Annotated in this window: 10 protein-coding genes; all 10 read right to left on the bottom strand. The window is 36.5% G+C overall.

What is annotated here, in order from left to right; all coding sequences use genetic code 11:
* Window positions 1-48: 48 nt before the first annotated feature.
* Window positions 49-945: an EamA family transporter gene (locus tag BWI92_RS18355; protein ID WP_095165405.1), complete on the bottom strand. Its 897-nt coding sequence runs from the start codon at window positions 943-945 to the stop codon at window positions 49-51.
* A 211-nt stretch (window positions 946-1,156) separates the two neighbouring features.
* Complete coding sequence (hemH, locus tag BWI92_RS18360; protein WP_095165407.1) at window positions 1,157-2,233, bottom strand: ferrochelatase; 1,077 nt, start codon at window positions 2,231-2,233, stop codon at window positions 1,157-1,159.
* Between the two features lie 258 nt (window positions 2,234-2,491).
* Entirely contained in the window at window positions 2,492-3,523 is a 1,032-nt protein-coding gene (locus BWI92_RS18365; protein ID WP_095165409.1) for a DUF4249 domain-containing protein, read from the bottom strand.
* Window positions 3,524-3,543: 20 nt separating this feature from the next.
* Complete coding sequence (locus BWI92_RS18370) at window positions 3,544-5,976, bottom strand: TonB-dependent receptor (protein ID WP_176464475.1); 2,433 nt, start codon at window positions 5,974-5,976, stop codon at window positions 3,544-3,546.
* Window positions 5,977-6,272: 296 nt separating this feature from the next.
* The gene (locus tag BWI92_RS18375; RefSeq protein WP_095165414.1) at window positions 6,273-6,959 is read right to left on the bottom strand and encodes an HAD family hydrolase; all 687 of its coding nucleotides are present in this window, start codon (window positions 6,957-6,959) and stop codon (window positions 6,273-6,275) included.
* A 57-nt stretch (window positions 6,960-7,016) separates the two neighbouring features.
* A complete protein-coding gene (locus tag BWI92_RS18380; protein ID WP_095165416.1) occupies window positions 7,017-8,615 on the bottom strand; it encodes a serine hydrolase in 1,599 nt (532 codons plus the stop codon).
* 429 nt (window positions 8,616-9,044) lie between these two features.
* A complete protein-coding gene (locus tag BWI92_RS18385) occupies window positions 9,045-10,520 on the bottom strand; it encodes a serine hydrolase (protein ID WP_095165418.1) in 1,476 nt (491 codons plus the stop codon).
* Between the two features lie 166 nt (window positions 10,521-10,686).
* Window positions 10,687-11,382, bottom strand: coding sequence for a LytTR family DNA-binding domain-containing protein (locus BWI92_RS18390; RefSeq protein WP_095165420.1), 696 nt, complete (start codon window positions 11,380-11,382; stop codon window positions 10,687-10,689).
* A gap of 2 nt (window positions 11,383-11,384) precedes the next feature.
* Window positions 11,385-12,962 (bottom strand): sensor histidine kinase, encoded by a 1,578-nt coding sequence (locus tag BWI92_RS18395; protein WP_229363305.1) that lies wholly within the window; start codon window positions 12,960-12,962, stop codon window positions 11,385-11,387.
* A gap of 632 nt (window positions 12,963-13,594) precedes the next feature.
* Window positions 13,595-15,109 (bottom strand): PQQ-dependent sugar dehydrogenase, encoded by a 1,515-nt coding sequence (locus BWI92_RS18400; RefSeq protein WP_141234835.1) that lies wholly within the window; start codon window positions 15,107-15,109, stop codon window positions 13,595-13,597.
* Window positions 15,110-15,118 lie beyond the last annotated feature (9 nt).

Below are 15,118 nucleotides of genomic sequence, written 5' to 3' on the forward strand. Positions count from 1 at the left end.
ACCATTGAAAAATAAATTAAAACAATCACGCATTAACTCAATCACAATTCACTCAATATCAAAAAATCCTTGATGATTGATGAGAAAAATAGCGACCAAGGCCAGTAATAAACCTAGATAGTTAAGTTTGGTAAGTTTTTCTTTAAAGAAAACAATACCAACCAGTGACGAAACCATAATGACACTTATATTGTACAAGGGCAACACATATGCTCCATTGTTATCGTAATCGCTCAAGGCTTTTAATAAAAAGTAAAAAGAGAGAAAATTAGGAATGCCTAAAGGAAATGCGGCTAATATACTTTTGAAGTTGATATTTTCATTCAATTGGATTTTACGATAAATCAGTACCAAGGCACCAAATGCCATCGAACCAATCAAAATAGTAAGAGTATATGGAATACGTTGTTCATCTGTTTTGATAAATTCGGCCGACAAAAAGTTAAATGTTGTATTCGTTATGCCATACATCACAAATACCGCTAAGGGTAAAAGCCAATTGCGACTAGTATCTGAACCTTTTGCCTCCTCTTTTTTGAAAGTACTCAAACCTACCGCACCAATAGCCAAAGCCAAGCCTGCGTAATTGAGTGCATCAAAACTGCCTGATTTTGTAATAAACAATAAACTGAAAATAACAGGAATAACCAAAGAGATATTATTTGCTAGAGAAGTGGCAGTCATGCCCATTTTCTGCGTGGAAATACCCGACAGGATAAACGTTACTACAAATCCGATACCCAACAACAAAGCATACTGTGAGCCTGTATTGAAAAAATCAAACTCGAAATGCTGCTTTGCTGGCATCATCAATAAGCCTGTCAGAAAGCAAACTGGATAATTTAAAATAATTGCTTGAAAAGTATTGACTTTAAAGTTGGGGTGAAGCCTAAAGTTGACCAGTAACAGTACTGAAAATAGAACACTAAGTATTAGAGATAGCATGGTTAGTTTGTTAAAACGATAATATAAAATTTGGAAAAAATACTCTATTTAAATTAAGAAGAAACTATTTTATTTCTTGCATGTGTAGCTACAAAAACAAATTTACAGGAATTCCTGAACACATTTAATAAGGTGTAAAAAATTACCCGTCTTGTCTACATCAGTATGAGTAAGACAAAACGGGTAAGGTAATATAACAAAATATGTATGCCTACTTGGAGTTTTTGGTAACTAAATCCTTCAACAACTCCACCCAAATAGGAGAATTGTTTAGGCTTTCAACTAATTGCCAATGCTCTCCACCTAACTCCTCAAACACTTCTTTGTACTCTTCTCCTACCTCAATAGTTGTTTCGAGACAGTCAGATACAAACGCTGGTGAAAAAGCCAAGACACTTTTCTTTCCTTCTTTTGCGAGTCTTTTAATTGTATCCTCGGTGTAAGGCTGAATCCAAGGGTCTCTTCCTAAGCGAGATTGGAAAGTAGTAAGATAAGTACCTTCTTTTAACCCTAGTTCTTTTACCATCAAGCGCGTTGTTTCATGACATTGTGCTCTATAACAATATTGGTTGAAAGAATGAATTGTGTCGCAACATGAGCCAAAGTTACAAGTCTTTCCTGTGCAATCTCCTTTACGAATCTGACGCTCAGGAACACCATGATAGCTAAAAATAAAATAGTCATACTCATGAGAAGCCATGTATTTACGAGCTGCTGCGGTAAAATGCTCAATGAACTTCGGATGATCGTAATAAGTATTAACAAACTTGATTTCAGGAATAATTTGCCATTGCGATACAATCTTCATCACTTTTTCGTACACGGAGCCTGTTGTAGCGGAGGCATATTGTGGGAAAAACGGAATCACAATAATTTTTTGATAGCCCGAATTTCTGAACTGCTCTAACACAACATCCAAACTAGGACTTTGGTAACGCATCGCTAATTTTACCTCAAACTCCTCTCCTAGCTCTTTTTGTAGCATTCCCTCTACATCTTCGCCGTAGAACTTTAACGGCGATCCTCTATCCTCCCATAATTCTTGGTAAGTTTTGGCTGACTTCGGAGAACGAAATGGTGCGATAATCAAATTAACCAACATCCAACGAAAAGCCACTGGAATGTCAATAACCCTACCATCCATCAAGAACTCACGAAGGTATTTTCTTACATCTGGTGTATTGGGAGAATCAGGCGTTCCTAGATTAACGATTAAAACTCCAGTTTTCATTTTATTATGCGAAGTGGTCACAGAAGCTTGCGTGTTTTGAGTTTTTACTATTTCCATCTGAGTTAATTTGCCCCGAAAGGCATCCTATTAGTTTGGGATAACAAACCTACGGTACAAAGTTCGAAAAGGTTTCTTAATTTTTAACTTAACTCTTCCGCTTTTGTTTAATAATTTATCAAAGAATGAAAAATTACTAATCTATCCAACCCTCTGGCTTGAATGGTGTACGATAAAGCCCTTCCAAGCATGGTACTCTGTCTTGGCAGTTTGGAGCGCCTGGAGGACAAGAATATACTTCCCCAACCGTAAAATTGATCAGTGGCCTTTCGTCAGCAGGTACGCCTGTTTGACGGTCGATATAAAAAACTCTTTTTTCACAGCATATACATCAAAAATACCAAGGAGTTTCTCGGTTGGATCAGACTTTGATTTTATATTCAAACTAAAACGAGTCTCAGCAGGTACATCAAACAAGGTTCCTGTATTCTGGGTTTGATTGCTTAAGCTTTGATAATAATCGTAGGCATCTTTGGTAATAGAGCGCTGTTCGAGTCTTAAATAATATTTTGAATAATTATCGAATGGCACTCTAGCGACTTTTTTCCCAGTCAATCGTTGTCCATTCATGAGGGCGTCAGACATGATATTGAGCTCGTTACTGAAGGTTAAATTCCAGCAGGGAGCACTACAGATATAATTCCAAACTTCATCGGTCGGAATACGAGGAGGATCGCAGTTGGTGGTGGCAAAGTTATATTTTGCTCCGCTATAACAAGTCACACAAAATTCAGCTCTTTCATAATGCTTCCAAAACCATTGATAATAATCTCCCGCTGCTGGATCATCTTGAAAATCTGCATAAATGTTAAAACCTGCTCTACGAGGGTCGGCTTTGCCGTAAACATCATTTACTTCAAATCTGGTAATTAAGTTTTCAATCTCTGGTGCTTTGCGCATTTTTTCGGGTGAAGATTCATATTCTTTGCCGTTCGACAAGCGAAAATGTAAGGTATAAGTTTCACCAACAGCGCCCTTAAACGTATCTGGTGAAGAATAAACACCCTTGGCAGCGCTCACCCCAGATTCTACATAATTAATGGTCGAACCTGAGGCTGTTGTTAGCCATACCTTCGCACCTGTGATTGGCGTAAAACCGCTCGTTCCGTCGATTCGGTCGGCAGACCAGTAGAGCTTTACCTTTTGTGCCTCCGTAAGGTCAGACAAAGAAGCTTCAACTGTAATAAATTTCAAATAGGCCGCTTGCTCAAAATCACTGACAGGATTGATACAAGCTACCAGATTGAATAATACAAAAATGAGGATATATAAATACGAAAAACGCTTCATAACAATAGCTGGAATAAGTTTTATAAGAACTTGAAATTATAAGTTAACGAAACAAATGGTGCTCCAAATACACTTAACTCATACGGGCGTACACCATAGGCAACAGGCTTGAAGAATACCGAATAGGCATTTTGTCGGGCATAAATATTATACACGGTAAATGTCCAACTACCTTCCCAACGTTTTTCTTTGAGTGAGGGATTGGTAATAGTCCACGAAAAATCTAAACGGTGATAATCAGAAATACGGGAGTTGTTACGAGCAATATATACAGGGTATCTTTGATTATCTATTTGGAATAAACCCACTGGTGAAGAAACAGGGCGACCTGTTTGATAAGCAAAAGTAAAAGAGAAACTATGATGTTTGGATGGCTGAATATTAACCAACATATTAAAATTATGAGGCTTATCATAATTAGAAGGAAACCAGTCCCCATTACTAATCTGCTGAACGCTTGGAAAATCACCTAGCATTTGTTGCAAACTTCTTGCATAAGTATAACTCAACCAACCGTTTACTTCTCCTCTTCTTTTTGTCAACATTAACTCTAGCCCATAGGCCTTGCCTTTCCCTGATATAATTTGAGTTTCAAGGTTTTTATTTAACTGTAAATTCGCTCCTGAAACGTAATCCAAAATATGCTGTGCATTTCGGTAATAACCTTCTGCCGACAATTCCCAAATATCATCTTTGAATGAATGAAAACCTCCAATCGTATAAAAATCGCTAAACTGAGGTTTCACAAATTCGTCTGCCAATTTCCAGCGTGCTGTAGGTAATGGCGTCGTATTATTTGAGATCAGTTGAAAAAACTGTTGCATTCTATTGTATCCCAACTTCAACGTATTCTTTTCATCAATAGAATATTTCATCGTCAATCTTGGCTCAAAACCGCCATAAGATTTCATCACTTCCCCACTACTGTAAGTTCTGGTACTCACGATTGTGTTTAAAGATTTGGGTTCAGTTGTCAGATAGGTATTTACTGTTCCTGCACCCAATGCCAGATAATGAGCATATCGGAGGCCAGCTTGAATAGTCAATTTGTTATTAAACTTATATTCGTCATCAACAAAAATCCCAAATTCCATTCCTTGTTCCTTAGGAATTTCCACGGCTGCAATACGTGATTTCACATCTTTATTCAAGCTCCCCGGCTGTATATCATAACGAATACCACTGATACCAAAGTTGATCTTTTGCTTGTCGTCGGGTAAATAATCCCATTGAGCCTTCAGGTTATTGTAAAAAACCTGATTGCGCAAGTCAATATTATTCACTGAATCGGGTGCATACGTTCGGGTTTTGTACAAACTGGTGATTCCAACAATCTCCATACTTAATTTTGAACCAAAATAATGACTCCAATGAATAGAAGCATTTTGATGTCCGTAATCAAACTGAGTTTTTGAGGCAATCACATTTTCAAGACTAAATAGCGAGTCTACCTGATAATAGTCTTTACTCAAATAGGCCGAAAGCGTAATGGTATTATTTTTATTAGGGCGATAAAATACCTTTGAGGCAAAATCATAAAAATTTGCCTTTGTTCCTTTCATATTGTCTGGCGCTAACCATTTGAATAGAAAATCATTGAACGAAACTCTTCCCGCTACTAGCACAGAAAGTTTTTCTTTTACAATTGGAATTTCAGCCATTGCTCGGTTTGAGACCAAGCCAATTCCTCCCGATAACTTAAATTTCTCAGTACTTGGTTCGGTCACCTTAATATCCAACACCGCTGCGCTTCTACCACCAAATCTGGCAGGTATTCCTCCTTTGTAAAGTTCTAATTCGCGAATCGCATCTGAAGCAAAAACAGAAAACAATCCAAACAAGTGTGTAGGGTTGAAAATGGGCATATCGTCAATGTAAATCAAATTTTGATCTACATTACCTCCTCGAATATTCACACCATTTGAACCCTCTCCCACAGACGAAACCCCAGGTAGTGTTTGAATGGAGCGAATGATATCTATTTCACCCATCATGGCAGGAAGCTTCTTGATACCCTTAATGTTGAGAAGTGTTACTCCTAAAGAAGGCGTTTGAATGTCTTTTCGAGTAGCTTGACTCGACACAATTACCTCCTCTAAGGTCTTGCTGATTTCATCCAGCTCAATATTCAACTGGACATTTTTGGTAAGAACAACCCTTGTCCTAAATGGTTTGTATCCAATAGCACTTACTTTCACGACATATTCGCCATTTGGCAAATACAATTTGAATACCCCTAAAGTATCGCTAATAAATCCAGATTTTTTGAAATCAAGTGAAATACTTGCATTGGCAATAGGCTCCCCCGTGCGAGAATCAGTCACTTTTCCAGCAATTTCCAGAAGATTGCTTAAAGTCTTATTTTGTGCGTAACAGGAGTTTGAACTTCCTATTGCCGTCAATAGCAACAGGATTTTCAGCAATAATGCTGCTTTACGTAGTTGTTGAATCATGTAAATAAGTGTTTGAGGAAAGACAATCGTCTTATTGTTGGTAAAAACGGCAATATAAGTAATTTTCCTCATTTGCTGCCCTGATTCTATACCAACGGTGACGGGGCTACGATAAGTCAGGTGATTTTATCTACTAGAAGAATAATCTTGGAGAGGGTAATGGTGAGTGGTGAATTAGTGCTATTAGACGGATATTATGTTATTCAAATGCGTTCTTATCTTTAGCTTTTTTGATGTAGCAGCAATTTTATTTTAAAGACAGCACTAATTCACCATTCACAATTCATCATTAATAATTATAAAATAGCCAGTACTTCATTGGCATGAGCAAACTCGTAGAAGTTTGCGTGTTCGACCTTATGTTCGACGGTCTCGTGTGCCCAAGTGGTGTGATAAGGCACATGTACGCCTATTCCACCCAATTTTAGTACTGGCAACACATCTGATTTCAAAGAGTTTCCAATCATCATAAACTCTTCGGGCGCAATGTCCAAATGACTAATCAGTTTTTGATAATCAGCTTCCTGCTTATCTGACATGATTTCGATATGGTGAAAATATTTTTCCAGACCTGACTTCTTCAATTTTCTTTCTTGGTCAAGCAAATCACCCTTGGTGGCTACAACCAGTCGGTATTTTCCTTGGAGCTGTTGTAAGACTTCTTCTACTCCATCAAGAAGCTCGATCGGTTTTTCGAGCATTTCTTTTCCCAAATCCAAAATCTTTTCGATAGCCTCGATAGAAATAGTTTTACCCGAAATATGTAAAGCCGCCTCAATCATACTCAAAATATAACCTTTAACACCATACCCATAAAGGGATAGATTAGCGATTTCAACTTTGAGCAACTCCCTCGAAATAGTATGCTGTGGATGATAATCTTCCATCATTTCACAGAATTTATTTTCTACTTCTTGAAAATAGGGTTCATTCACCCACAAGGTATCGTCTGCGTCAAAGGCAATTACTTTTAGTTTGTTCATTTCTTAGAAAATAAAAATGGATGATTTTTCTAACAAATATACAAGAGAGGTTCTACTTTATAATTTTTTCAAAGAAAACCGTGGCTTTGAGGCTACCGTCATATCCAACATAATATCATATTTACCTGTTTCTTTAATTTTGATGTTGTATCCATCATAACACAAGTTTTTGTCATCATTATTGAGAGCCAAGCTATTATTCCAATCGTTGTTTAATCGAAATCTTAATTCTCCCGCATTTAATGGATAGTTTTTGAGATAAAATAGATTGGGATTACCCTTTTTAGTTTGCATCACAATATCTTTTCCATCCCAGCCGCTTGTTGTCGCCGTTCCAATAATTCCCCAAGGAAAAGTATCAGATGTTTTTTCAGCGGTTTTAACGCCTCTTAAATTAGTAACAGTAAGGGCTTTTATTTTACCAAATTGGTCAGTTTTAAAGTTAAAAGTAAAACTATCAACCAATTTATATAGCGTTTTTGTCACTGGAATCAGCGGAACTCTTGGCAGGATACTTCCATTAAATACCACCGTTCCATCTACAATTCTTACGTAAAAAGTTCCTTCCTTTGAAGAGTATATCCCTTCTATTTGGTGCAAATCGTTTTGAGTTACTTTACCTACCTCGATTTTCTTTTGAGACTTACCATATACAATACCTGTTATTTCTTCTGCGATTTTGTCTACTGGCACCATCTCTGAATTGGCTAATATGATGATGGCGATTTCTTGCTCACGGTCTCTGATAAATCTACATCTATAACCAGGTCCAAGTCCGCCGTGACCAAACAATATTTTATCAGAATTTTGAATCCTATACACCTCTTGTCCAAGTCCATAATGCTCTTCCAGATAAGGATTACACATATATTTGACCAAATTAGTGTCAATTATTTTACCTGTATAAAATGCCTCACTAAATTTGTACAAATCCTCTACGGTCGAATACATGGCGCCTGCAGCATAAGGATGGTCAGACTTAAAACGTAATGCTTCATTAGAGTTTTCCCCAACCATAAACTCATAACCTAGCGCTTTATTGGCATCTTTCAAATCATTAAAATGAAAACCACTGTTCGCCATTTGACAAGGCTTAAAAATCATTTCGGCAATAACTTCCTCGTATGGCTTTCCTGTAACCTTTTGAATTATATAACCCAGCAGATAAAAATTCGTATTAGAATAACTCCATTTAGTTTCAACCGAAAAATCGAGCGGTTTGCTCAAAAGTTGTTTGATTAGTTCCTCCTCGCTGTTTGATTCATCAGTTTCGGGAATTCCTGAGGTATGCGATAGCATATTTCTGATGGTAATACTATCTCCTTTCGAGTAATTGGGGAAATATTTAGAAAGATTATCCTCAATAGAAAGCTGGCCTAGTTCTTGTAATTTTAGAATAACTATGGTCGTAAACATTTTGGTGGTTGAGTATACTCTATAGCGGCTATGATTGGTGTTCTTTTCCTTTTTTACCGCATTCCGATAGCCATAGCTTTTCTCGAAAATGATTTTTCCTTTTTCTGCCACTAATACCGAGCCGCTAAACTGGTTGATTTTTTCGTAGGAACTCAATAATTCGTCGATAACAACATTTTTCTGGGCGTAAACAGTACTCTGTGATATCACAAAAAGTAACGTAACTAATATATGTTTCATAAAATGATTGGTTTAAAAAGATTTAGGTTTTCTCAGGTAAGAACTGTACCATTGAAAATGAGAAGAATAAAGAGTTTTGTAAATATCGTTTGTCTCCTATTTGGGCAATAACTATCCTTTAGCCGAAATCTCTTTCTGCTTAATTCAATAAAAAAGATGATTTGATTTTACAGCATTATCTGCTTTTTATCAGTGCTAGAGAAAATTAAAACATTGGATACATAGGCTACGTTTTAAAAAAATTTATTTGGCATTTCTCAAAAAAACGAAATTTCCTATCGCCACCCCTTACTTTTCTTGTCTTGACACAAGAAAAGTAACAAAAGAAAGTCAAGAAATCCTAAACTCGCCTGCGGCTCAAACAACAGGATTTCATAAAAACAAATACATTCATTTAATTTTCGATGTCTTAAGAATTTAAACATACTCTTATTCTATTCTAAAAGTCAAATTATTGTCTTCTGTTTTGTCTGTATTTAAGGCGTATTTGTGTGTATTAATCCAACTAGTTTGATTAATCACAAATTTAAAAGCATAGGTTTTTCCTTTTTCAAATTGCGATTTGGGTACTTCAAGCTCATAGATATTATTACCTTTTAGGTGCATCTTAAAATCTTTGCGTTCGGGGTTCCAATCATTGAATGAACCTGCCACTGTGATACTTTTTATCAATTTAGGGTCTAATTTCCGATTATATTCAAAGCTAAAAATCACCTTATCTTCTGTTAACCTATATCCATAGTTTATTTTTTCACTTGATGTAGTTACTAAATCTTCTACTATTTTCACCACCGTTTCATATAAATTGCCAAAGGTATTTTCTCCAGTAATATTAACGATGACGCAGATCCCTATTTGTAGTTCAGGATAGACTATAAATAGAGTGTTTGTTCCAAAAGCACCTCCATGTTTAAAACAATACTTTCCATTTTCTGATACGCCAATTTCGTCCCAAAAATATCCATTCCAAGATGATTCGCTGTTGGAAATATTGCGCTGAGATTCTTGCACTATTTTATTTTTTGGATCTAACTCAAATCTTAAAAATTTGATTAAATCGTTCATCGTTGAATTTCTATATCCACCAGCAGCCCACAAATTGGTAAAACTATTGGGCATCAACAGGTGATTGTTGTTATAACCACTCGCAAGACTATAATCTATTTTTATATTACGCTTCGTTTCTTTCATTTTTGTTTCAGAAAAGAAGCGTTCACTCAAAAGTGTTTCAAAGTTTTTATTATACACTTTTTCTAAAATAAGCGCCGACAATTCAAGACTTGTATTGCTGTATTTATGCTTTTTCCCTGGGATAGTATCTAGTTTTATCGTTTTTAAGTCTTCAAGAAACTGCTTCTTACTATAACTTTCATCTATTTTTTTTATGCGAAAACAAGTACTATCGTCTATATTCTTTTTCAGATAACTCAAATCTGGAATTTCTCTGTCAAAGGCAGATTGAAAGGAGATTAAATCCTTTATTCTTACTGGAATACCTCTATAGGCCAAATTGGGAAATGAACCATCGAGATATTTCCTGATGTCATCGTCAAGATTGACTTTCTTTTCCAGAACAGCCTTGGCCATCAAATAGCCCGTCATCACTTTTGTAACTGAAGCAACATCAAAACTGGTATTGTTATCAGCTTTATTAACCTTTCCTTTGTCAATTTCTCCATAATGTTTGGTATAAACTTTTCCGTTTTTTACTATGCCAATAGAAACGGAATAGGCATTTGACTTTTTGAGCAAATAATCGGCATTATTGTCTAAAATCGTGAAAATTCCCTTATTTGAAGCATTTTGTTGTTGAGCAAATAGCGTAGTATTGAAAAAAGTACATAAAAAAAGAAAGAGTGAACAGTATAGCCTCAACAACTGAAGCATCCTTAATCCTTGTTTCATAATTGAGAAGTTTAAAATGTTTTAGGTTTGTTTTCTAAATTGTTTTGATTGAAAATGAGTAAAATAAAGAGGTTTATTGGTTACACTTTTTAAAATTTGGGCAAAAAGGTTCCCTTCATTGAATTTGAAATTCAGATGCTTACAATTGACCATCAAATAGAGAAAATTATCTCAATTTAGCCTTGGCTTCAGCCCAAGCCTCCTCGTAACTGGCACCAATGGCAATTTCTTTGGATTTGATTTCTACAGCATTTTTGGCGATTTTTTCTATCTTATCGAGCGCAATCAAATACGAACGATGTATACGTAGGAATAGGTTTGTAGGTAATAACTCAGACATTTCGTTGAGGGTCATTCTAACGACTACTCTTCTTTCTGTCAAAATCACATTGAGATAATTTCCTTCGGCTTCGATATAATGGATTTCGTCCAGAAAAACCTTTTCTTCCTGATAACCCGTCTTTAAAAAAATGGACTCAGGTACAGATTTAGCAGATTTCTGAATGACTTCGCTTGCTTTGTTACAGGCTTTCAAAAATCGAGGAAAAGAAAAGGGCTTCAAAAGATAGTCCAAGGCATCCACTTCAAAGCCCTGAACGGCATACTCGGAATAGGCAGTGGTAAACACCACAAAAGGTTTAGAGGTTAAACTAGAAAGCAGTTCCAAGCCCGTGATATCGGGCATGCGTATATCCAAAAAAATCAAGTCCACCTGATTGGTCCGCAAATAATCTAAGGCTTCAAATGCATTGGTAAACATCGCTTTTAGTTCTAAAAACGGCACTTTTTCTGCATGAATTTGAATTACCTCTAGGGCTTTGGGTTCGTCGTCGATGGCGATAGCTTGGATAGCTTGATTCATGCTTATTGGGTTTGAAATGGTAAATAATTGATTTGCAAAGAAACGAAATATTCATGCGAATTCGACTGAATATCTAACCTATGGCGATTAGGATAAATCATTTGTAGGCGTTTTTTCAAATTATCCAGCCCAATACCTGAAGCTTTTTCAGTATCCAAACCTTGTCGAACATGCATCGAATTATGAACCTTGCAATACAAATAGGTATCATCAAAAGTAATCGTAATATATATCCACGAGGGATTTCTCAGACTTACTCCATGCTTAAAAGCATTTTCAACTAGAGGATTAATCAACATAGGTGCTATCCAAATTTCTTTTTCTTGAGGCTGAATAATCACTTTTATATCAATCGAAAAGTTTTGATCTAGGCGAAGTTTCTGTAAACTAATGTAGTTTTCGAGATATTCTATTTCTTTGACTAATGAAATCTTATCTTGGTTGTTGTCATGCAACATAAAACGCATCATGTCACCTAGTTTTTGAATTCCTGTCGAAGTATCCTCTGCCTTTTCTCGTAAAGCCACAGCATATAAGGTATTCAAAGCATTGAACAAAAAGTGCGGATTGACCTGTGCTTTCAAAGAAGCCAACTCCGTGGATTTATGGACAATCTGGTTGGTAAGTGTCGTTCGGGTATAATCAATATATGAACGAATCATCGCGGAAATATACCCTATTCCAGCAGCCAAGGTAAATATGGCTTCCAAATCAAAGATATCACGAGGAATATGTTTATAAATAACTGCATAAGATACCACGCAAAACACCACATAAGCAAATCCTCCAAAAATGAACACCAAAACTCCCTTGGCAGTCTTAATTGATTGTGGAATCAGCACAAAAGGAAACAGCCCATAGTACGCCAACCCGTGAAACAAGATAGCTCCAAAAGCAATGGAAGCCCAGTATGCTGGTTGTGGAGGATGAATCACTACATTGCCAATAGAACCAACCGATACCCAAAATATCCCTGTTAACACCCAAATGGCCGCCACACATACATAGGCACCAACGTTGGCTTGGTCGGTTTTTTCAATGGCTTTCTTTTCCAAATGATAGACCAACAGCATTCCAAGCTCGTAGGCAAGCAAAACAAAACAGGCATTGAGAAAACTATTGAAGACAAACCATTTCCGATAAATAGATTCAGTCGCAAAACCTGATACCTGATTGAGTTCTTCTTTCTCAATTCTCCAGTTAAGTTTAAAAAAATGGTATGACCAAACACTGAGAAACGTAAGTAACAATACGCCTGCCAACATTAAAATGACCGTTGTATTAAACTCTTTTTTCACAATTTTAGGAACGGTAAAAAAGTGCAACAACGTCCAAGCTCCAAAAAATAGTACCGCCGCAATAATCGTTGGTAAGTTTATATACTTAATGGTATCATACTCTCGAACAGCGTCCCAGAAGGATGTATAATCCATCAGTATGTATTCGTAGTTTTGTACTTTACCAATTTCATTATCAAAATATTTTATGACCCTCGTAAGGTGTACAACATTGTATAGTACAGTAAATAGTAGTGCCAATGACCACTCAGTAATGCGTAATTTTTTCTGGATAGGATTCATGGTTTAGCCGTTTTTTCTTCAAACTTAGACAATCCTCTTTTACTGAGTGAATGAATGGGATGAAACTTCCTAAAAATGGGATAAAATGCTTCAATTAGTGCTTTGCTAAAAGAATTAGCCGATTGTATAGACATGTTTCAGATAAAAAATATTCAAATCTTTCACTTGTAAAGTATAAGCACTAAGGACATAAAATTAGTATGGCGGGAGCACAGTCTTAAAATAATTAGTCAAAAATATTACGCTTGATCAATGAGCTCTCAACCAAAAATATATTCAGGTTTAGGGCTTGAGAAATAAAATGCAGACACCAAGATAAACACTTCTAGACGACCACTACCCAACCTTCAGGCTGAATGCAATCTGATTTCTTTATAATAACACTAGCGAATGATTGAAAAATGTAGACAGCAAAAAATCATCAATAAACGCATTTTTTATTCTTTGAAATAAACAAAAATGAAGCTCGTGAAGCTGACTAAATTTGGTGTACAAATTTCTTGGTCAGTTTCACGAGCTTCACGTTTAGAATCCAACTTTACCTATCAATCCTTAATTGATTGAAGATTAACAACTTAAACCTTATAAAAGATTAATAAAACATTTATAGAGAATATTTTATGTTGATTTTTTTATTTAAGTTGGTTGAGAGAGTAACAAACCAAATTATTCAATACTCTTTTAGACTTATTGGCATTAATTATTTCTCCTAGACGCATTTCGTAGACATATCCTGCTTTCATCTCATCTAATACCACATGCACTTTTGTTTTATCATCGGAGAGAGAAATACTCTTTACCCCTATCTCTTTTACGTCAAATTGCTTTGAACCATAGGCTTGATGATATTCATAATAAAAGCGTTTAAACTTAAAATTGGCTACATTTTGTGCACTTTCGGCATCGAGTGGCATCGAGAAAGTCAAATCAAAACCATCCTTGGTCAGGTTCATTGCCATGAGATCTAGGTGTTTTTCGCCCTTCCATTTAATCCTTTGTATACCCCTAGCTCCTACCCAACCGTGGTCGTTTTGACCTACCCACAAAGCACCATCTGGGGCAAATGCTAAACGGTTGTTACCAATTCGCATCTTCGAACCAACATTTAATGGTATACATGCTCCTTGCATTTTACCATTCACTTCTTCAAGTAAAAGGCGAATCATGTACTTATGATCCATATCTCCAATCAACATTTGACCTCCAAATTGACCAAACTTTCCATTGGTATTATCTAATACTGGTTGTGTAGGTGAGTTAGCAAAATAACCATGTGGAAATTGTACTATTTCTTTAGTACGCATACTATCCAACTGCGCTACAGGAAGCGAAATAGGCACTACTCTTGGAAAGTCCTTCTTCCAAATAAGACCAGCAGGATGTCCATAAAACTTGCCTTCTTCAACATGAAATAGCTTGCTTGTACCTAACCAATCTCCTTGATTATCGGATACCAGCAATCTACCTTGTGCATCAAATCCAAGTCCGTTTGGCGAACGGAAACCTACTGCATAAGGATGCAATTTGCCCTGCTTATCCAATCGCATAATCCAACCACGATAGTCCACACAGGCATACATACGACCTGGTCTTGACAAAGAATCGTAAGTACCTCGAATCTCGGGACGGATACCTGCGCCATTGGAAGCTAGATTAAGCGCTATAAACAAATTACCTTGTTTATCTTTGACAGGACCAAAAGCAAACTCATGGTAATTGCCTGACAAGCCAAAATCATCGGTAACTTTCTGGTAGAGGTCTGCCTCGCCATCTCCATCAGTATCTTTTATTCTCGTTAATTCTGGTCTTTGCATGACCAAAATTTCATTATTGCTCACCACCATCAAACCTAAAGGGTCGTGTAAGCCCTCTGCAAAGCGTTTCCATGTACGAGTTTTGGGATTGTAAATCATAATTTCCCCACGGTGGAAACCCGCGACAAAACGTCCATCTGGCAAAAAGCCAATAGAGCCTGTTTCAGCAATCAAACCATCTGGGAGCGGGATGTCTTCAACCTCATAATACATCGCAGCAGAATCTTTAGGCATTGATGTGTTTTGCGCCTGCACAGCAGAGCCTAGTAAGCTAACTAATAAGCCTACTCCAAATGATTTCCATAGCTTATGCTTCAAATCTTTCCTTTTCATGAAATAGGT

Source organism: Flectobacillus sp. BAB-3569 (genome assembly GCF_002270355.1).
In the GTDB taxonomy this organism is placed as follows: Bacteria; Bacteroidota; Bacteroidia; order Cytophagales; family Spirosomataceae; genus Flectobacillus; species Flectobacillus roseus.